This is a genomic window from Kribbia dieselivorans NBRC 106261, assembly GCF_001552435.1.
Taxonomy (GTDB): domain Bacteria; phylum Actinomycetota; class Actinomycetes; order Actinomycetales; family Dermatophilaceae; genus Kribbia; species Kribbia dieselivorans.
The window spans coordinates 1-20,056 of the sequence record NZ_BCRE01000131.1 but is presented as its reverse complement, the minus strand read 5'-3'; the positions used below and the strand labels follow the sequence as shown (position 1 = coordinate 20,056).

General features: G+C 68.6%; 14 protein-coding genes, 3 tRNA genes and 1 pseudogene. 8 read left to right on the top strand and 10 right to left on the bottom strand.

The features are described 5' to 3' along the window. Positions 1-200, bottom strand: a pseudogene (locus tag KD1_RS17190) (DUF262 domain-containing protein); the annotation flags it as partial. Between the two features lie 165 nt (positions 201-365). Then, the gene (gene recC, locus KD1_RS11230) at positions 366-3,758 is read right to left on the bottom strand and encodes an exodeoxyribonuclease V subunit gamma (protein WP_068401943.1); all 3,393 of its coding nucleotides are present in this window, start codon (positions 3,756-3,758) and stop codon (positions 366-368) included. A 509-nt stretch (positions 3,759-4,267) separates the two neighbouring features. Between recC and KD1_RS11225 the strand changes: the two genes are divergently transcribed. From KD1_RS11225 to KD1_RS11205, 5 genes are all read left to right on the top strand, one after another. Next, positions 4,268-5,086, top strand: coding sequence for an ABC transporter ATP-binding protein (locus tag KD1_RS11225; RefSeq protein WP_281177617.1), 819 nt, complete (start codon positions 4,268-4,270; stop codon positions 5,084-5,086). After that, positions 5,083-5,925: an ABC transporter ATP-binding protein gene (locus KD1_RS11220; protein WP_068401941.1), complete on the top strand. Its 843-nt coding sequence runs from the start codon at positions 5,083-5,085 to the stop codon at positions 5,923-5,925. Before KD1_RS11225 ends, KD1_RS11220 begins: the two co-directional genes overlap by 4 nt. Then, entirely contained in the window at positions 5,922-6,803 is an 882-nt protein-coding gene (locus tag KD1_RS11215) for a branched-chain amino acid ABC transporter permease (protein ID WP_068401939.1), read from the top strand. The genes KD1_RS11220 and KD1_RS11215 overlap by 4 nt, the downstream gene beginning before the upstream one ends. Continuing rightward, complete coding sequence (locus tag KD1_RS11210; protein ID WP_068401937.1) at positions 6,796-7,947, top strand: branched-chain amino acid ABC transporter permease; 1,152 nt, start codon at positions 6,796-6,798, stop codon at positions 7,945-7,947. Before KD1_RS11215 ends, KD1_RS11210 begins: the two co-directional genes overlap by 8 nt. 86 nt (positions 7,948-8,033) lie before the next feature. After that, entirely contained in the window at positions 8,034-9,311 is a 1,278-nt protein-coding gene (locus tag KD1_RS11205; RefSeq protein ID WP_068401935.1) for an ABC transporter substrate-binding protein, read from the top strand. 120 nt (positions 9,312-9,431) lie between these two features. On the opposite strand, the gene KD1_RS11200 is transcribed toward KD1_RS11205, so the two are convergent. After that, positions 9,432-10,292, bottom strand: a complete 861-nt coding sequence (locus KD1_RS11200) for a PaaX family transcriptional regulator (RefSeq protein ID WP_083542395.1) — start codon at positions 10,290-10,292, stop codon at positions 9,432-9,434. Positions 10,293-10,436: 144 nt separating this feature from the next. On the opposite strand from KD1_RS11200, the gene KD1_RS11195 reads away from it, so the two are divergent. Further along, complete coding sequence (locus tag KD1_RS11195) at positions 10,437-11,603, top strand: acyl-CoA dehydrogenase family protein (RefSeq protein WP_068401933.1); 1,167 nt, start codon at positions 10,437-10,439, stop codon at positions 11,601-11,603. A gap of 78 nt (positions 11,604-11,681) precedes the next feature. On the opposite strand, the gene KD1_RS11190 is transcribed toward KD1_RS11195, so the two are convergent. Next, positions 11,682-12,497, bottom strand: coding sequence for an SDR family NAD(P)-dependent oxidoreductase (locus tag KD1_RS11190; protein ID WP_068401931.1), 816 nt, complete (start codon positions 12,495-12,497; stop codon positions 11,682-11,684). Positions 12,498-12,646: 149 nt separating this feature from the next. Between KD1_RS11190 and KD1_RS11185 the strand changes: the two genes are divergently transcribed. After that, positions 12,647-14,311 (top strand): AMP-binding protein, encoded by a 1,665-nt coding sequence (locus tag KD1_RS11185; protein ID WP_068401929.1) that lies wholly within the window; start codon positions 12,647-12,649, stop codon positions 14,309-14,311. 152 nt (positions 14,312-14,463) lie between these two features. Here KD1_RS11185 and KD1_RS11180 read toward each other — a convergent pair whose 3' ends face one another. The 3 genes from KD1_RS11180 to KD1_RS11170 are packed head-to-tail and all read right to left on the bottom strand — an operon-like array spanning position 14,464 to position 17,960. Further along, positions 14,464-15,393, bottom strand: coding sequence for an acyl-CoA dehydratase activase (locus KD1_RS11180; RefSeq protein WP_174521108.1), 930 nt, complete (start codon positions 15,391-15,393; stop codon positions 14,464-14,466). Between the two features lie 11 nt (positions 15,394-15,404). Beyond that, on the bottom strand, positions 15,405-16,766 hold the full coding sequence (locus KD1_RS11175) for a 2-hydroxyacyl-CoA dehydratase subunit D (RefSeq protein WP_083542394.1): 1,362 nt from the start codon (positions 16,764-16,766) through the stop codon (positions 15,405-15,407). Positions 16,767-16,796: 30 nt separating this feature from the next. Next, positions 16,797-17,960: a 2-hydroxyacyl-CoA dehydratase subunit D gene (locus KD1_RS11170; protein ID WP_217995870.1), complete on the bottom strand. Its 1,164-nt coding sequence runs from the start codon at positions 17,958-17,960 to the stop codon at positions 16,797-16,799. A gap of 167 nt (positions 17,961-18,127) precedes the next feature. Between KD1_RS11170 and KD1_RS11165 the strand changes: the two genes are divergently transcribed. Continuing rightward, positions 18,128-19,177 (top strand): NAD(P)H-dependent flavin oxidoreductase, encoded by a 1,050-nt coding sequence (locus KD1_RS11165; protein WP_068401923.1) that lies wholly within the window; start codon positions 18,128-18,130, stop codon positions 19,175-19,177. A gap of 197 nt (positions 19,178-19,374) precedes the next feature. Here KD1_RS11165 and KD1_RS11160 read toward each other — a convergent pair. From KD1_RS11160 to KD1_RS11150, 3 genes are all read right to left on the bottom strand, one after another. After that, positions 19,375-19,448, bottom strand: a tRNA-Phe gene (locus KD1_RS11160). 210 nt (positions 19,449-19,658) lie between these two features. After that, a tRNA-Asp gene (locus tag KD1_RS11155) sits at positions 19,659-19,735 on the bottom strand. 27 nt (positions 19,736-19,762) lie between these two features. Beyond that, positions 19,763-19,835 (bottom strand) — tRNA-Glu (locus tag KD1_RS11150). Between the last annotated feature and the right edge of the window lie 221 nt (positions 19,836-20,056).

Genomic DNA, 20,056 nt, shown 5'->3' with positions numbered 1-20,056 from the left:
AAGCGAGACTTGCGTCGCTCCTCCCAAGTGAACTCTCGCTGGTAGGCAGGGACGACGTACTCGCCGTCTCGGACCTTCTGAGCCAGAATCTCCACGGAGTATTCGGTCAGGAAGAAATCGATTCGCTTGGACTGCTCTACGATCTGCGCTTCGGCAAACTCGACCTGCTCAGCGTCCGGTCGCTCACTGGGACGCGCCACGGTGCTCCTCCTCCTCTTGCGTACGTCACCTCCGACAGGTAGGTCTGTGTCTACGCTATCGGGGCCAGGGCGTCGGCGCCCAGACGACAGACTGACGACCCGACGCCCGAACCTGAGTGTGTCAGGAGGCGCCGACATCCCCCGCGGACCCGGTCGTGGTGACAGCTAGGACTCGGACCGAATCCCCCAGTTCCCGCCCCCACCGCTCGCCCGCAGGATCGGCCCCCACACGCGCGGAGCCCAGTACGGCAGCGAGCCCAGCGGGTCGAGCCGCTCGATCGGGGCGTCGGGGCCGAGCAGGAACGTCCACCACTTGTCGTCACGCTCGGGAAACCGGCCGGCCGCCCATTCGGACTGCGCGGCATTCCACGCGGAGCGCGCATGTTCCGGGCCGCGCACGGCCTGACGCGCGAACGCCTGGCCGGTCTTCGGCGGCAGCGCCAGCGGGAAACGCAGACCACTGCGACGCGCCCCGACGAGTTCATCGATCAGGGTCTGCGCCATCTCCGGCGGCGGCGCGACCAGGTGCACCGCGGTGCTGCGACCCGTCAGTTCCGCGCTCCACCGCGTCTGCGGTTCGGCGACGGCCAGGGCGAGCAGCCGCACCCACGCGGCGATCTCATGCTTGGGCGAGAGTTTCGAGTAGGTCGCGAACGTCAGGCGTGGCTGGCCGTCGATGACCCCACCGACCACACCGGAGACGCGCGTGCCCGAGGGCAGGTCGATCCGCACGTCGATCGTGCGCCGGGCTCCGCGATCGACGCCCTCGATGATCGAGGCGACGTTGCTCGCGATCTGTTGCCGCACTGCTCCGCCCAGGGCCGCCGGCGGCAGTGAACCGGCTCGCTGCTCGCGATCCAACACCGCCACCGCGTCACCGCCGTCGAGCACCGCCCGCAGCACCCGATCACCGACCTGCCACGACTCGAGCCCGTCGAGGTCGATGGCGATGTGGTCGCTGGGTTCGTCGTCCTCGCGCGGCAGGGTCACGCCGAGCCGCTTGACGGAGAAGTGCTTGCCCGGGTGCTCGAAGAATGCGGCGAGGTCGTCGAGGGAGACGTCACCGATCGGGACCTCCGCCAGCGGCTGCGGCACGAACAGCGGGCGGGTCACCTCGCCGCTCGCGCGGTGGGCGCGCAGGGCCTGGGCGCCCTCGAGCGCGGCCCGGTCGAACGATCCGCCGGCAATCGGCGCCCCCGGCTCGAAGTTGCGCGGGTCGAACGCCTGCAGCGGGTGGACGCGCACGAAATCCTCGCCCGCTTCCGGCACCTGACCCGTGCGCGCGGCCGCGGAGATGAGCTCCTGCAGCGGCACGGCCGGCGGGCGTCGCGCTCCGGTGTGTTCGTCGTGGCCGGAGTACAGCGCGATGAAGTGGTCGGAGGCCGACATCAGCGCGTCGAGCAGCAGTTGGCGATCCTCGCTGCGCGGGTCACGTTCGCCGATGCGGGGCCGGCGCGCGAGGACATCGTCGCCGTCGACGACCGGGGAGCGGGGGAACGCGCCGTCGTCGACCCCGAGCACCGCCACGACGCGGTGCGGTATCGACCGCATCGGCACCATCGTGCACACCGTCAGCGACCCGGTGCGGAAGTTCGCGCGCGTCGGTCGCGGGCCCCAGCGGTGGCCGAGCATGACGTCGATGTCGGTCAGGCGCAGCGGTAGGTCGCCACCGCACTCGGCGATCGTCGCGAGTTCGGCCTCGAACTGTGCGCGTTGCCATGCGTCGTCGCGGGGCACCTCGCCGAGGGCGATGACGGTCTCGCTCAGCCAGGTCGTCCACTCACGCACAGTTCGGCGGCGCGTGTCGTCGAGCGGCCCGTCGCGGTCGGAGCGCGGCGCGCGCACCTCCTCGACGGCCGCGCGGACCCGGTCGAGCAGTTCGAGGAACCGGCCGACGAGCGCGATGTCGTTGCTGCCGATGTCATCGATCGGAGCATCGTGCGCGGCCTCGGCGGGCGAGTCGGCGGCGACCGCGACACCCAGCGCGATGCGGTCGAGGGCGCCCGTCCACGTGTTGTCGGCGATGTCGCGCAGCCCGTACTCGGCGCGGTGGACGGCATCGAGACCCCACCGCGCTCCGGACGTCGCGACCCAATGACTCAACGTGGCGAGGTCGTCCTCGCTGAAGGTGAAGCGGCGCGCCACCGCGGGGTGGGTGGCCAGGCCGAGCACGTCGGAGGCGGTGACCCGGCCCGCGACGAGCGTGACGAGGATCTGCGCGAGGTCGATGAGCGGGTTCGTCGCGGCGAGGCGGCGGTCGGCGACCTGCACGCGCAACTGGTGGCCCGGATGACGCGGGGTGCCGCGCTCACGCTCGGTGGTGCCCCCGAATGCGGCCCGGATCAGCGGGGCGTACTCCTCGACGTCGGGCGTGAGCACGAGCACGTCGCGCGGCTGCAGGGTCGGGTCGTCCTCGAACAGCTGGGTGAGCACCTCGCGGAGCACCTCGACCTGCCGGCCGCGGCCGTGGCAGGAGTGGATCTGGATCGACCGGTCGTCGTCGGCGAGGGGACGGGTGCGCTCCGGAGCACGGTTCGCCCGGATATCGGATTGCAGCAGGGCCAGGCGGGTGAACGGCGCTCCGGTGGGCTCGGGGTGCGGTGGCGCCGGCGGGGTCTCGTCAATGCCGGCGGCCAGCAGCGTCTGTTCGAGTTCGCGGATGTCGCGGCCGAGCGTGGCGAGCAGTGGGTGGCCGGCGCGGCGGGCACTGTCGTCGTCGGCCCGGGCGCGCGGGTGGCCATGGACGGGCTCGGCGAGTGCCTCCCACAGCGCCGGCGAGGGGTGGGGCAGCCACAGGTGGACCTCGCGCGCGGTGGCCAGGGCGGTGATGAGGTCGACGTCGGAGGTGCTCAGACGCGTGTGGCCGAACAGGTTGAGGCGGTGCGGCACGTCGAATTCGACACTGCCGGAGCGCAGTTCGGAGACGACGCGGGCATGGCGGGCCGAGGGTGACTCGGTGGTGCCGGTGCGGTCGGCCACTTCGGCGAGCACGCGCCGCCAGAGCGGGGGCTGCCAGGTCAGGTCGGCGTCGAGGGCTTCGCCGTGGCCGTCGCTCTGCCCGCCGGCCTGCCAGTCGGTGAGCATGGCGGGGCGCTCGCGGGCATAGGCGGCGAAAAGACTCGCGAGTCGGCGGGCGACGGCGTAGCGCCGGTTCTGCCGGGCGGTCTGCAGCCAGGCGACCTCACGGCGCTCCGGTGTGGTGCCGCCGAGGTGGCGGGTGAGGGCCTCGAACCCGGGCGTGCCCAGACTCGCGTCGATCGCGGCAAGCGTCGGCCAGACGAGGCGCTCTGGCAGCCACGGATCGTCGCGCTCGCGGCCGAGCAGCAGACTGACCAGAGACGCGGGGGAGCGCAGTTCGAGGCCGGCGGTGACGCCGTCGGACCCCGTCGTCGCGCCGAGCGTGTGGGAGAGGCGCTGCGTCAGCCAGCGTTCGACGCCCTGGGCGGGAACGATGACCCACGCCGGGTCGAACACGTCGCCCGGATCGTCGCGGAGCATGCCGGCGAGCCCGTCGGCCAGGGCCTCCGGGCGGTCGCTGCGATGGACGACGATCGGCATGCTGGGAAATCTATCGGTCGGCGGCGACAACGCCCGCGACGCCTGTGGACAACCCCGCCGCCTCGCCAGCGTCCTCCTGAACGCGCGCCATTTCGCGCGCTTGCGAGGACGGCTCCAGGGTCCTCACGAACGTGAAGCCACCGCAACGGCTGCGAGGACTCTGGGCGGTTCGGCCAGGCCTCCGAATCGGTGAGCGGCGATCTCGTCCCCACAAACCGTTCATCTTGCACGGGTGACCGTTCATCGCACCCCTCGACCGCTCACCGCTCCGCCTTTCCGTACGTCAAGTTGCGGGCATTGTGCACGCAATATTACGAACCGGTAACAACGCCGGATCAGCCTGTACATCGGAGTCCCGAGCGGTCTTTACTTCTCCAGCCCGGAGATATTGAACGGGGGCTCAACGATGAGCCACGCGGCTCACGCGAGCCATGACCGGCTCATCGACGAGCCACGACCGGCTCATCGACGAGCCAGCCCGTCCCTGCCCGTGATCGACAGAACGGTGAATGATCTTGTTGTCCATCTCTGACCTGGCTGTGCGCTATGGGCGTTCGGTCAAGGCGATGCATGGTGTGTCCTTTGATGTCCCTGACCAGAGTGTCGTGGCCGTCCTCGGTAGCAACGGTGCCGGCAAATCGACGCTCCTGCGGGCGATTTCGGGCACGTTGTCGCTGCACGGCGGTGAGATCACCAACGGCACGATCGAGCTTGACGGCACCCGGATCGACCGGATGGACCCGGCCGCGATCGTGCGGCGGGGCCTGGGTCAGGTGCCGGAGAATCGTCAGGTCTTCTCGCGCATGAGCGTCGAGGAGAACCTGCGTGCCGGCGGTTTGGCGACGCCGCCCTCGCGGCGGGCGGCGGCGCGTGCGGCGGTGCTGGACATGTTCCCCAAGCTCGCCGATCGGGCCAGCCAGCCGGCGGGTCTGCTTTCCGGTGGTGAGCAGCAGATGCTCGCGATCGGTCGGGCGATGATGGGTGAGCCGAAGGTGTTGCTCCTGGATGAGCCGTCGCTGGGTTTGGCGCCGTTGATCATCGAGCAGATCGGCCGGACCGTCACGGAGATCAACGAGCGTGGCACCACGGTGGTGTTGGTCGAGCAGAACGCGATGATGGCGCTCACGGTCGCGCACACCGCGGTGGTCCTCGAGGTCGGTGAGCTGAAATTGCGCGGCGACGCCGACGAGCTCAAGGCCAGTGAGGACATCCAGCGCCTGTACCTGGGTGGTCACGCCGAATCGGAGGAGCACGCCGACGCCGAGCAGGGCGAGGCGGCCGAGCGATTGGAGCGTCGTCGCAAGAGTTTGAAGGTGTGGTCGGCATGAGCACCGATACCCGCAATGTGCAGCCGCTGCGCGTGGAGGGCGTCACGGTCCGCTTCGGCGGCATCGTCGCCGTCAACGACGTGTCGTTCACGGTGCAGCCGCGCACCATCCACGCGTTGATCGGCCCCAATGGTGCCGGCAAGTCGTCGTGCTTCAACGCGATCACCGGGATCTACACGCCCGCGTCGGGGCAGGTGCGGTTGGGCGAGACCGTGCTGACCGGCACGCCGCCGCACAAGATCGCCCGTCAGGGCATCGGGCGCGCGTTCCAGAACCTCGCGTTGATCGGCACCTCGAGCGTGCTCGACAACGTCATGCTCGGCCGGTACTCCCTGACCAAGGGCCAGTTCATGGCCTACGGGATGCGCCTGCCGTGGACGATGCGGCAGGAGCGCGCGCACCAGGACCGCGCCGCGGAGATCTGTGACTACATGGGTCTCTCGCACCGCCTGCACACCCCGGCCGGGGCGTTGTCGTACGGCGAGCAGAAGCGCGTCGACCTCGCCCGTGCCCTGTGTGTGGAGCCGACCGTGCTCATGCTTGACGAACCGGCGGCGGGCATGAACAGCAGCGAGACCGCGATGATGGCCGCGCTGATCCACGACCTGCGTGACGACCTGGGCATCTCGGTGCTGTTGGTCGAGCACGACATGTCCCTGGTCATGGGCATCGCCGACCGGATCACCGTCCTCGACTTCGGGCGACGGATCGCCGATGACGTGCCCGCGGTCATCCAACGCGACCCCGAGGTCATCAAGGCCTATCTCGGGGGCGCCCCCGACGAGTCCGGTGAGTCCGCCGAGGCTGCAGCGATTTCGAGTGAGGAGACCTCCGCATGACCACGTTCGTGCAGGTGTTGATCAACGGGTTGGGGGTCGGCGCGGTCTTCGGGCTGCTCGCCCTGGGCTTCGTGATCATCTTCAAGGCCACCGAGGTCGTGAACTTCGCGCACGGGTCGTTGGCCCTGTTCGGTGGGTATCTCGCCTACCAGGTCAAGGACTCCATCGGCTGGTTCGGGGCGGTGATCGTCGGGGTCCTCTCCGCGGCGATCCTCGCGCTCGCCATCGAGCGGCTCCTGATCTCCCGGGCCAAGCACGCCTCCCACGATTCGCTGGCGATCATGACCATCGGCATCGACACGATCATCCTCGCCGACGTCGTGCGTCGCCTGGGTACCGCGGCCGCGCCGTTCCTGGGCGACCCGTACGACACGAAGTCGGTCTCGTTGGGGTCGTTGACGGTCTCGCGCACGTACCTGGTCGCGCTGGCCACCGCGTTGGTGTTGTTCACCTTGTTCTTCATCGCGTTCCGCAAGACCTCGTGGGGGTTGCAGATGCGCGCCCAATCGGAGAACAAGGAAGCCGCCGCGCTGATGGGCATCCGCTCCTCCCGCGTGACGGCCAGCGCCTGGGTCGTCGGTGGCCTGCTCGCCGGGATCGCCGTGTTCTTCCTCGCGACCAACGACATCGGTGGCGGGTCGGGCCTGTTGTCCGCCCACACCGTCGCGTTCGCCGCATTCCCCGCCGCCATCATCGGTGGCCTGACCTCGACCGAGGGCTCCGTCATCGGCGGCCTGATCGTCGGGTTGACCAGCGCCCTGGGCGCCCAGTACGTGAACTACGAGTTCGGAGTCGTCGCGGTGTATCTGGTGATGCTCGTCGTCCTCGTCGTTCGCCCCTCAGGACTGTTCGGAAGGGTGGACCAGGTCCGTGTCTGACACCGAAATCGCCAACCCCCCAGCCACGCCGGAAACCACCGGCACCACCCCGGTCACCGCGCGCCGCTCCACCGCCGCCCGCGTGGCCCCGCTCATCGGGTGGGCCGTGCTCCTGCTCGTGCTCTTCCTCACCCCGGTGTACGTGCCCGGCGAATGGCTCTCCGTGCTGTGCTGGATCATGGCCGGCGGCGTCGCCGCGATGGGCCTGACCATGCTCATCGGCCAAGCCGGACAGTTCTCCCTCGGCCAGGCGTTCTTCCTCCTCCTCGGCGGAGTCACGTACACCGTCCTGGCCGCCGACGGCGACGCCGAGTACATCGGTTTCGGCCTGCCCCCGCTGGTCGCGTTGATCGGCACGATCATCATCTCCGGCCTGGCCGGAGCGGCGTTCGCGCCCATCTCCGGACGCCTACGCGGCATCTACCTCGGTGTCGCGTCCCTGTCGCTGGTCTTCCTGGGCTACTACCTCTCCCACGAACTGCCCATGCTCGCCGGCAGCGCCTCCTCGGGCCGCTACGCGCCCACCTTCAGCGTGCCCGGCTTCGACTTCGGTGAAACCAACCCCCAACTGCTGCTCCTCAACGTGCCCATGGGCGCCGCAGAACGCCAATTCTGGCTCTTCGCCGGCCTCACGGTCATCGCCTACCTCGTCGGCCAAGGCGCGATGAAGGGCCGCGTCGGGCGCGGCTGGCGCGCCGTGCGAGACAACGAAGCCGTCGCCACCGTCATGGGCGTGTCCGTGCCCGGCGAGAAGGCCAAGGCCTTCGCCATCTCCTCCGCCTACGGCGGCCTGGCCGGCGTCATGGTCGTGTGGTGGTACTCCGGCCTGATGAAGCCCGACGAAGCCGTCGAACTGGGCACCTACAGCACCTACACCACCATCGCGCTGCTCGCGATGTGTGTCATCGGTGGCCTTGGCTCCCTCGGCGGCGCCATCGCCGGCTCCGCGCTCGTCTTCGGCCTCCCCCTGGCCCTCCCCCTGCTGACCGGTTCCAACCAAACCGTCGACGCCAGCGGCACCGCCTTCACCCCCATCGTCATCACCAACCTGGTGTTCGGCATCCTCATCGTCCTCATCGTCCTGTTCGAACCCCGCGGCCTCGCCGGCCTCGGCACCCGACTGCGTAACCTCATCCGCCGATGAGTCGCCGTTCCACCGAGGCGTCCGCCTCGTCCCCGATCCCTCACCCCGACAGCATCGTCACCCACCACAGAGAAGGAACGACACGAATGATCACCTCGAAGAAGAGGCTCACTGCCGGAGTCTTCGCTGGGCTGGCCGCCGCCAGTCTCGTCGCCGGCTGCAGCACCAAGGCCGCCGACTCGAACTCCTCCGGTACCGGCGGCTCCGCCGGCGGGGTCAAGACCGACGTCGGGGTGACCGACACCGAGATCAGCCTCGGGGCACTGACCGACCAGACGGGTCTGTTCAAGGTCCTCGGCGCCGCGTCAACCCAGGGCAACCAGATGTGGGCCGACGACGTCAACGCCGACGGCGGTATCTGTGGACGCCAGATCAAGATCAACGTCTCCGACACCGGGTACAGCGCCGAGAAGGCCGTGACCCTGTACAACCAGTCCAAGTCGAAGGACCTCGGCTACGTCCAGCTCATCGGTTCGCCGGCCATGGCCGCGTTGAAGAAGCCGCTGGTCAACGACAAGATCGCGGCCGTGCCGCTGTCCTGGTCCTCGCGCAACCTCGACGTGCCGAACGTCCTCATGGTGGGTACGACGTACGACGTCGAGGTCATCAACGGTCTGGCCTACCTGCAGAAGCAGGGCAAGATCAAGGACGGCGACAAGATCGGCCACATCTACCTCAAGACCGAGTTCGGCGAGAACGGTGTCGAGGGTTCGAAGTACTACGCGAGCAAGCACAAGATGACCGTCGTCGAGTCGGGCGTCAGCGCGACCGCGACCGACATGACCTCGTCCATCACCGCGCTCAAGGGTGCGGGCGTCAAGGCGATCGTCGTCACCTCCGGCCCGACCCAGCTCGCCTCCGCCCTCGGTGTGGCGCGCGCGCAGGGCCTGAATGTGCCGTTCTTCGGCAGCTCGCCGACGTACACCCCGCAACTGCTCGACACTCCGGCCGGGGCGCTGCTGACCAGCGGCAACTTCGTCACCGCCGGTGTTGTCGTGCCGTTCAACTCCGCCGTGCCCAAGGCCAAGGAGATCGCGTCGAAGTGGGAGAAGGAGAACAAGGACGGCGTGCCCACCTTCGGCATGAACCTCGGCTACGCCATGGGCATGGCGTGGGGCGCGGTGCTCAAGCAGGCGTGCTCCGACGGCGACCTCACCCGCCAGGGCATCCTCGACGCGATCCGCAAGACCTCGGTCGACACCCAGGGCCTGACCCCCAACCAGGACTTCACCCACCCGGGTAGCCCGGCCACGCGCGAGGTCTTCATCTACAAGCCCAAGAAGACGGAGGGCGGACTCGACGCCAACCCGGAGAAGTTCATCTCCCAGGAGGCCCAGGAGTACAAGGCTCCCTTCCAGGAGTGATGCACCCCTGAGTCACCCCTGAACACCACGAACGGCCCCGGTCCTCTCGACCGGGGCCGTTCGACGCTCCCACTCACGACACCTTGGCGGAGCGTCGTTGGGTCAGGGCACGCGGACCCCTCACCCCGCGTTGAGCTCGGCGTAGCGCTGCTTGGCAAACGCGTTCCACGAGCCACGCAGCTCTTCGATGCGGCGCGCGACGCGGCGGCCGATCCAGTCGGGCAGCAGCGCTTCGGGCAATTGCGGGTCGGTGCGCGGAAACTCCTGCCACTCGTTGAGCATCCGCACCTGCGCCAGCAAGGCCTCGTCCGGGGTCGCGGGTTGCTGTGCCTCGATGCGCTCGGCCACCCCTGCGTAATGCTCGGCCAGCGCGTCGAGGTCCCACCCCCGGGCGACGATCTCGGTCGGCGCCATCCCGATCGACTCCACCGTGCCGACGATCGAGACGGTGTGCTCGACGAGGTCGAGTTCGTCGATGAGTTCGCGGATCTCGTCGGCCCGCTCGACATGCGGGGTCAGCCACAGTCCGGGCGCCGGGTCGCCGAACCCGGCCCACGTCAGCCCGGCGTACAAGGGCCGCCGCGCCGCCCGCCGCGCGTGCGGGATCGTCGGCATCACGGCGAGCCACCGCCCGTCCCAGTCGTCGAAGGTCTGACCCATCGAGTACACGCGGGCGGAACCGGTGACGAAGATGTCCATGATTTTCGGGGTCAGGCTCCAACTGACCTCCCGACCGTGTCGCTCTGACTGGATCCAGCCGGAGGCCGAGGCGCGGGCAATGGCCTGTCGGGCCGTCTGCGACTCGAAGCCGAGCCCCGTGAGGATGTGCACCAGCGTCGCGGTGCGCACCGGCGCCGCCGACGGCCACACCAACTCACCAAGAATGGTGAACAGCATCGCCCGGGCGCTGCCGGGAGCCAACGAACTGCTCTCCGTGCGGAATCGGGCCGTGCGTGACGTGACCGTGGCCTGGCTGCTCACTGATCGCCTTCCTCCTTGAGCCGGTGGGGCGGATGCGCACCCGTCGGTCCCGGCACCCTAACCGACTCCCGTCGCCGAACTTGCGCTCGCGTTGTACATTGCACGCAACTGAATTCTCACCAGTGTAGATGATGAGGAGTGACGATGAGCGTTTTCGGCCTCACCGAGGACCAACTGGCCATTCGAAATGCGGTGCGCACGTTCGCCCGCGCCGATCTGGCACCGGGCTATCTCGAGCGCGCCACGAGCACCGAGTTCCCCTGGGAGGTGCACCGCCAGGTGGCGGGCCTCGGCGTCCTGGGCATGCTCGCCGGCCCCGACCACAACCCCCTCGAGCACGACGACTACGTGGCCGCCGGGCTGGCCATCGAAGAACTGGCCTACGCCGACTTCAACGTCGCCAACGCGGTGATCCCGGTGATGCTCATGTCCTCCCTCATCGCTGCCCACGCCTCGCCCGCCATCCGTGATCGCTGGCTCCCGCCCTTGATTGCCGGAGAGACGTACATCGCCTTTGGCTTGACCGAGCCCCATTCCGGGTCGGACGCCACCGCGCTGCGCACCACGGCCGTGGCCGACGGTGACGGGTATCTGCTCACCGGCGAGAAGACCTCCGTGACGATGCTGGGGCACGCCGAGGCGATGATCGTCACCGCGCAGACCGTCCGCGACGGGGAGAATCGCGGGGTCAGCACGTTCCTCGTCGACCTGTCCGCCGATGGGCTGGCGAAGTCGGACATCCCCGACACCGGGTGGAAGCCGATGGGCCGCGGGGTCCTGCACCTCGACGGTGTTCGCGTGCCGGCCGACGCGCTCATCGGCGCCGAAGGGTCGGCGTTCCGCAGCGTGCTCGGTGGCTTCGACTTCACTCGCCCGCTGCTGGCCCTGACCGGGATCGGCTGCGCCCAGTCGTGCCTCGACCTGACGGCCGACTACGTCCGCGACCGGGTGGCGTTCGGCGAGCCGCTGTCGCGGTTCGAGGGAGTCTCGTTCCCCTTGGCCGAGCACTCCACGACCCTCGAGGCGGCTCGCCTGCTCTGCTACTCGGCGCTCTGGCGGCGCAACGAGGGCCTGCGGCACACCGCCGAGGCGGCGATGTCGAAGTGGTACGGGCCGCTCTCGGCGAGCGCGGCCGTCAAGGACTGCCTCCTGCTCCACGGCAACTACGGCTACGCCACGGAGTACGGACTGGAACAGCGGTTGCGCGACGTCATGGCCGTGGAGATCGCCGACGGCACGGCGCAGATCCAGAAGATCATCATCGCGCGCGAGCGCTACGGCCGCGACTTCGTCCCGTACTCCAAGGCCTGACACAGTCCGGTTCGAGGTATTAACGACCGCTCCAACGGTCGCTAATACCTCGAACCGCGGGGGGTGGGGCGGGCGCGGTCAGGCCGCGCTGATCCCGCCGTTGACACTGATGGCCTGACCAGTCAGGCGGGCCGAGCCGGGTCCGCCGAGGAAGACCACGAGGTTGGCGAGGTCCTCCGGCTCGGCCACACCCAGGTGGGCGAGCCCCGCGGCCTTCTCGAAGAGCGCCTTGCTGAACCCGTCGCGCAGCACGTTCTGCGCGGTCGGCGTGCCGGCAATCAGCGAGGGCGTCAGCACGTTGACCCGGACCCCGTTGCGCTTCGCCTCGATGGCGGCCACTCGAGTGAACATGACAATGGCAGCCATCGCCGCTCCGAGCACGCTCTCGCCCGGGGTGGCGACCTTGGCCGCGTCCGAGGCGACATTGACGATGCTCCCGCCGCCCTGGGCCTGCATGATGGGCAGGACGACGCGCGTCATGTGCATCGGTGGCAGGGCCTGGCGGGTGAGAATGCCCGCCACGTCCTCGAGCGGAGTGCGGTGGAGCAGCTCGGGCCGGTACGTCGAGGTCATCGAGTTGACCAGCACGTCGATGGTGCCCAGCGCGGCGTGCGCGGCCTCCACCGACGCCTGCACCTGCGCGAGATCATCGGCGTCGGTGGCGATGAAGTGGACCTGCGCCTCGGGGCACCGGGCGAGCACCGTCTCGCGGGCTGCCGCACCGCGCTCCGGATTGCGGGCCAAGAGCGCCAGGCGACGCACCCCGGCGTCGACGAAACCCAGCGCGCTGGCCAGACCGACGCCCGAGGTGCCCCCGGCGACGACGACGGCAGAATCGGCGTAGTCCCGAACAAGGGGGTCCGGGGTGGCGGACGAAGCGGGGGAACTGGACACGGAGACCTCCTGGATGACGGATGTGAAAACTCTACAGGTAGCGCGACTCGATTCGCTCTAGCGTATTGTAACGATCGGTCAGACCATATACATTTGATGCACCGCGGGTCCAACGACGTGATCCGCACACCCTTCCAAGGAGCCCCGTCATGCCGACGCCTTCAGCCCTGCAGACCTCACACTGGCCCGCCGAGCCCGGCGAGGTTCGCGACGTCACCGTCTGTCAACTCCTCCGCCACGCGGCCGAGACCGTCCCCGACCGCGTCGCGCTCGTCGACTGCCTGCCCGACCCCGCCGCGCGCCGCCAGTGGACCTACGCCGAGTTCGTCGCCGCCGCCGAGCAGGTGGCCCGCGCGCTGCTCGAACGCTTCGAGCCGGGGGACCGGGTCGCCATCTGGGCCCCCAACAGTGCCGAGTGGCTCATCGCCCAGCAGGCCATCAGCTTCGCCGGCATGGTGCTCGTCGCGCTGAACCCGGCCTATCGCGCCCGCGAGGTCTCGTTCGTCCTCCAGCAGTCCGGCGCCGTCGGGCTCTTCACCGTCGACGACTACCGCGGCTTTGACATGAAGGCGATGATCGAGGAGATCCGCCCCGAGGTGCCCGAACTGCGTGACGTCATCTCCTTCGACGACTGGCAGACCGTCATCGACGCCGCCGACCAGACCCGGCCGCTGCCCGACGTGGCTCCGCACGACCCCATCCAGATCCAGTACACCTCCGGCACCACGGGCTTCCCGAAGGGCGCCATGCTCCACCACATGGGCCTGGTCAACGAAGCCACGTTCGTCGCCGAGCGGGCCGGCATGTCCGACGGTGGCGTCAACATCAACGCGATGCCGATGTACCACATCGGCGGTGGCGCGGTGACCTCCTTCGGCATCTGGGCCAAGCGGGGCACCTTCGTCGTGCTGCCCGCCTTCGATCCCGGCCTGCTGCTGGAGGCGTTCGAGACCTACCGCGGCACGCACACCCTCGTGGTGCCGACGATGCTCATCGCCATGCTCGATCACCCCGACCGGCAGACCCGAGACCTGAGCAGCATCCAGACGATCATGAGCGGAGCGGCGTCGGTGCCGGCTTCGTTGGTGCGCAAGACCATCGACCTGCTCGGCAGCCAGTTCACCATCCTCTTCGGGCAGACCGAGACCCACGGGGTGATCAGCCAGACCCGGGTCACCGACTCGCCCGAAGACCAGGCCGACACCGTCGGGCAGGCGCTGCCCCAGCTGGAGGTCAAGATCGCCGATGCCCTCACCGGCGAGCCGCTGCCGATCGGCGAGCAGGGTGAGATCTGTGTGCGCGGCTACCAGAACATGCGCGGCTACTACAACATGCCGGCCGAGACCGCCGCGACGATCGACGACGAGGGCTGGCTGCACATGGGCGACATCGGCACCATGGACGACCGCGGGTTCCTGCGGGTCACCGGCCGCGTCAAGGACATGATCATCCGCGGTGGCATGAACCTCTACCCCGCCGAGATCGAGGCGGCGCTGCTGGACCACCCGGCGATCGAGACCGCGGCCGTCATCGGCATCCCCGACGAGAAGTGGGGCGAGCAGATCGGAGCGGTGCTGCGCGTGCGCGGCGGCCACGACCAGCCGGGCGTCGAGGAGCTCAGCGACTTCCTGCGCGGCCAGTTGTCGGCCCACAAGACCCCGACACACTGGGCGTTCGTCGGCGAACTGCCGATGACCCCGACGGGCAAGATCCAGAAGTTCGTGCTGCGGGAGCAGGCCGTCGCCGGCAAGATCCCGTTCACCCTGCGCGAGACCCGCGCCGAGCGGGAGAGCGAAGCCGCCCAGGGCCACTGAGGGTCACGGATCGCTGAGGGTCACCGACCGCGGCCGCCACGCCCCGCCCCGCCTCCCTCTTCGCCGAGTGATGGTTTCGGGCCGCCCCAGGGCTCCTGGGGCGGCCCGAAACCATCACTCGGCGAGGGATTTATTGCCGGAGCGGCGTGGGGTCAGGGACGACGGTCGGCCGCCACCGACGCGGTCCACAACTCCACGTCGATGGGCTGGTACTTGGCCTGCCCCAAACTGCACGTCGTGCAGTCGTGACCGTTGGCCAACTGACCGGTGTGCCGGTGCTCCCGCTCGACCGCGTGACCGATGACCGTCGTCTCGCCCTGCAGCGACTCCAGGCCGAGCAGCGCCGCCCCGTAGGCCCCCGTGATCTGAGGCTCACGCGGCACCGACACCTCCGTGCCCAACGCCTTGGCGAGGAAATGCACCGCAGCCCGACTGTGCGCGACTCCGCCCGTCATGACCACCGGGTTCGCCCGCCCGACCTGCGCGACCAGGCCCAGCGTACGAGCGGCAACCGCCCGGTGCACCGAGGCGGCGATGTCGGCCGGCACGGACCCCTCGGCGAGCAGCGAGATGATCTCGGTCTCGGCGAAGGTGGCGCACATGCTGCTGACCTCGAGGTCGTCGCTGCCGGCCAGCGCGAGGTCGTCCAGGTCCTCGAGACGGCACTCCAGGGCGCGAGCGAGCACGTCGAAGAAGCGACCGGTCCCGCTGGCGCAGCGGTCGTTCATGGCGAAGTCGTCGACGAGCCCGAGGCTGTCGATGCGGATCGCCTTGCTGTCCTGCCCACCGATGTCGATGACCAGTGAGGTGCCGGGCGACATGGCCGCGACCCCGCGCGCGTGGCAGGTGATCTCGGTGAACGTGCGCGTCGCATCGGGCACGAGCCGACGCCCGTAACCGGTGGCGATGACGACCCCGAGGTCACCGCGCTCCACACCCGATTCGCGCAACACGTCCTCGATCGCGGCCGTGACCCCGCGCCGGCTCACCGCGCCCATCTGCACGACGCGGTGAGCCACGATGGCTCCGGTGCCGTCGACGATGACGGCCTTGGCGGTCGTCGAACCGAGGTCGACCCCCATGGTGTGCATGGTCAGACGCCGGCCTTCGCGCGACGCACGTCGATGCTCTCCAGCATGGCCACGAGGCGGCTCTCGAGAATGTCGTCCTTGTAGAACGAGGCATCCGCGACGTCGCCCTCGAAGAACATCGCCGGGATTCCGAGGTGCTCCTTGGCGGAGGACGCGAGCATCGTCTGGGGGTTGGTGAACGCGCGGCACGTGCGGGTGGAGTGGAAGACCAACCCGTCGATGTCGAAGCGCTCGCAGTCGCGCTGGGTCAGGTAGTCCAGCGTCGGCAGGCTGTGATTGATCGGGCACAGCAGGTAGTGCTGGGCCATGCCCCGCAGCGGGTCGTTCGGGTCGATGATCTGCGGCTCCTGCCAGAAGGAGCTGTGCGTGTACCGGCCGGCGATGACGGCTGCGTCGTACTCCGCGAAGCGCTTGGCGAGCCAGCCGAGCTTGTTCCAGTTCATGATGCCGTCGAAGTACAGGCGGTATCGCTCGTTCTGGAGTGCGGAGACCTCGTTGTCGACCCGGTACTGGACCTCGTCGCGCACGGAGCGGAAGTAGTCGACGAGCTCCTGGTTGCCGGGCAGGAAGTTGATGTGGGCGACGCTGGCGATCCAGTCCCAGTAGGTGGCCGGCGTCGGCTTCTTGGCGCACAGGTCCATGCCCTCGAGACGGAGCTCCGAGGCGGTGCGGATGTACGACATGCTCTCGGAGAGCGCATCCCAGTCGAAGGGTCGACCGGTCTGGGCCTCGATGAAGGTGATCAGGTCGCGCAGCTGGGCAACGACATAGTCGGTGGCCTCGTCCCACTCCTGACCGCCCATGTACCGCGAGTCGGGCTTGTTGCCCCACAGGAAGGGGATGGAGACGTTGAAGATCGGCACGCTCTTCCCGAAGACACGGTAGGTGACCTCGTCCCACTGCTGGCCGGTGCTGCAGCCGGAGTAGGCGTTGACGAAGAAGTCCGGCTTGGGCAGTTTGCTGGCCAATTCCTGCTGGTCGAGGGCGGAGACCACGCCGGTCTCACCGCCGGGGGTGGGGCCGCCGCCGTTGCTCAGCACGGCGCAGCCGAGGTGCGTGCGCGAATAGGAGCACAGTTCCTGGATGTAGCCGTACTCCGCTCCGGCCAGTTGTGCCGGGCCCTCGAGATGCTGAGCGGCCAGGCGGGCCGAGAACGCCTCGCCGTGGCACCACTCGAGGCCGGCGGCCTGGAAGATCGGGTTGAGGGCCGAGCCGTTGTACCAGACCACCTTCTTGCCGCGCTCCGGTGCGGTGAAGATGTTCTCCCAGTAGTCGGCGATCATCTTGCCGCCCTCGACGTTGGCCTGCATCCGCGTGACGGTGCTGCCGGTCGTGGTCGGGCTGGTCGTCGGGTTCGTCGTCATCTCGTACTCCCTCGTGGTCGGTGGTGCGGCTCAGAGCGCGGCCGCGACGGTGGCTTTGCGGGAGATGCGTTCGACGAGGGCCTCGATGCGCGTCCGGATGGTCTCCATGGGAAGGCCCTCGTGCTCGGTCTCGATGAGCAGGTACGGGGTGTCGCGCTCGTCCATCATCTTGCGCAGCTCCGGGTAGAGCAGCATGTGGGGTTCGCAGAACTTCGCCATGAGCACGATGACGCCGTCGGCGCCGCTCTCGCTCACGGCGTTGCTGAGATAGGTGTCCCAGTCGGCGTCGTGCTGCACGCGCGTGGGGCAGGGCACGTTGACGTTGCGGTCGAAGTACCAGGTGCTCAGCGCCTCGATCGGGTCGAGGTCCTCACGCACGTCCGTGGTGATGTAGCGCCGCCCGTGGTACAGATCATCGTCGACGATCATGGCCCCGCAGTCCTCGATGAGATCGAGCAGCTCCTGCTTCGGGGCATGGCAGAAGTGGCCGGAGAGGTGCAGCTTGACCCGAGCCTGGGAGCCGCCGGCCGCGATGCCCTCGGTGAGCAACTGCTCGAGCAGCGCGACGTGCTCGGCCTTGTCCATGACCATCGAGGACTTCACGAGGTCCTGCATCTGCGCTCCGGACAGGTGGATGCGACCCTCCCGCCGGGCGTCGAAGATCATCCGGAGCAGACGACGATCCGTGTTGTAGAGCCGGATGCTCTCGGCGAGCCGCTCGCGATCGATGGGGGTGCCGGCGCCACGCTCGACCTCGCCGACGATGTGCTCCATCTCGTTGCGCACCTTGCGGGCAGTCGACTCCTCGCTCATCGAGGCGATGAACTGCCCGAAGTAGATCGGCGTGCCCGGAGCCTTGAAGCGCATGACGTCGGCGGCCCCGAGGAGTTGCACGCAGTGGTCGGCGACGAAGTAGGTGTCGTAGATGTCGAGCTTGCCCTTGGCGGCCTGATCGGCGAGGTTGCGGGTGTAGCCGCAGTAGAACTCGGCCAGGATGACGCGGCCGTCGCTGTCGGGGTCGCGGTTCTCCTGGATGACGACGGGCAGGAAGCCCGCGGCGTGCAGCAGTTCCTCGGGGAAGTTCATCGGCAGGACCCCGGCGACCTTGCGCCCCGGGTGGGACTGCTTCCAAGCGACGACGTAGGCGTCGGGATCGGCGGCCACCTCGGCCAGGCGGTGCAGTGGTGCGTTCACGGTCGGTTCCCTTCTCAGGTCGTCACGGCCAATAGTGACGCAACGGGAGTCTCGATTGCAAGAGATGTAGAAGATCGATGGATCACGTTATACAGGACGTGCGTCTCGGTTGCGCATATCGTCTACTAAGTGAATCATAGGACCAAAGCCAACTCGAGGAGGAGTCGATGGGTCCCATCACGAACCGCTACACCGAACTGGTCGGGATCGACCATCCGATCGTCCAGGAGGGCCTGGGCCCGTTCCGGACGCCGCGGCTCGCCGCAGCCGTCTCCAACGCCGGCGGTCTGGGCACCGTGTCCATGCCCGGCATGCCCACCGACCTCGAGGCCGGAGCGCGGACCTTCCGGGAGCACATCGAGGAGTGCGCGAGCCTGACCGACCGCCCGTTCGCGGTGAACATCCCCGTCGGCGTCGACGGTGACGGCACGGTGCTCCCGTTCACCGAGGTGTACATCCGCACCGTGCTCGAGGCACGACGCTCCGATACCGCGATCGCGCAGCGGCTGACCGTGCTGACCACCTCGGCCGGCTTTCCCGGGCCGTTCATCGGGCCGATCAAGGACTCCGGCCTGATCCACCAGCACAAGGTGGGGGCGACGCGTCAGGCGGTCAAGGCCGCGGAGGCCGGCGTCGACGTCGTCATCGCGGCCGGGTTCGAGATGGGTGGCCACGCGCCGAGCAAGAAGGTGCACACGTTCGTGCTCGTGCCGAGCATCACCGAGGCGGTCGACGTGCCGGTGGTGCTCACCGGTGGGGCGCGCGACGCCCGCGGGTTGGCGGCGGCGCTCGCGATGGGCGCAGACGGAGTCGCGATGGGCACGCGATTCATCACGACCACCGACAACGACTGGCACCCGGCCTACATCCAGGCGCTCCTCGATGCGAAGGAGGGCGACGATGTCGCGTTCGACGGCGTGTACGGACCGTGCCGAGGGCTGCGCAACGAGGCGTCGCAGCAGCTCGTCGATGCCTCCGGCCACGACACCGCGCCCGACGGGCTGAGCGCCGTCGAGCTGACACGGTGGAAGATCGACTCGATGCAGCGCGCGCAGAACGAGGGCGATGTGTCGGGCAGCCTCGTGCTCACCGGGCAGGTGGCGTCGGCCATCAACGAACTCGTCTCGATTGCGGAGTTCGTGCCGGCGATGGCCGAGGAGGCGGCGCAGATTCTGCGTCGCTTGGCGGCCAATCTCGGCGCCCCGGTCGCCGGCTGACCCCACCGGCCGACACCCCCGCCGCGGCCTCCCCCCACTTCGCTCAGGTTGCGTGACCTGTGCCCACGCTCTGACCTGTCGCCAAGTGCTGCAACCTGAGCGAAGTGGGCCGAATTCGCCGGTGCCTGTGCCAGTAGCGGACGGGGAAACGCGAAAGCCGCAGGTCACGAATGGTGACCTGCGGCTTTCTGCTGCTGTGGCCAGGGACGGGGTCGAACCGTCGACCTTCCGATTTTCAGTCGGACGCTCGTACCAACTGAGCTACCTGGCCGGGTGTTCGGCGAGCCAGAATCACACCTGACCCGCGCAAACAGAGGCCCGGATCCGCTCCGGGCTTCGCCAACTATACACGACCCGCCACCGTTCTTTTGTGACAGGGTGGTCGCTGGAGCAACCACTGTGTCACAGAAGAATCCGCGCGGCGGGCCGGGAAAAGTAAATGCCGCACCTCTGGCTCCGGATCGCGGTGCCATGGTGCGGCTGGCGACCCCGACGGGACTCGAACCCGCGACCTCCGCCGTGACAGGGCGGCGCGCTAACCAACTGCGCTACGGGGCCTTGTGTGGTGACAAGACCAGTACTGCGTATCCCCAACGGGATTCGAACCCGTGCTACCGCCGTGAAAGGGCGGGGTCCTGGGCCGCTAGACGATGGGGACCCATTCTCGTTGGAATCCCTACGCCAGACAGGCCGCGCACGGTTCCGTCGAGGACCAGAGAAGCATACGGGCCGGAGCGCCGAACGTCCAAATCGAGGCCAGAACACCAGCACAGCGACACACCCGTCACCGATAAACCCGCAGGTCACCTCACGTTACCGGCCGCACGCTCCCCGCCGTGGTCGGCAACTGCACGGCCGGATCGCCGAGCACCACGAGCG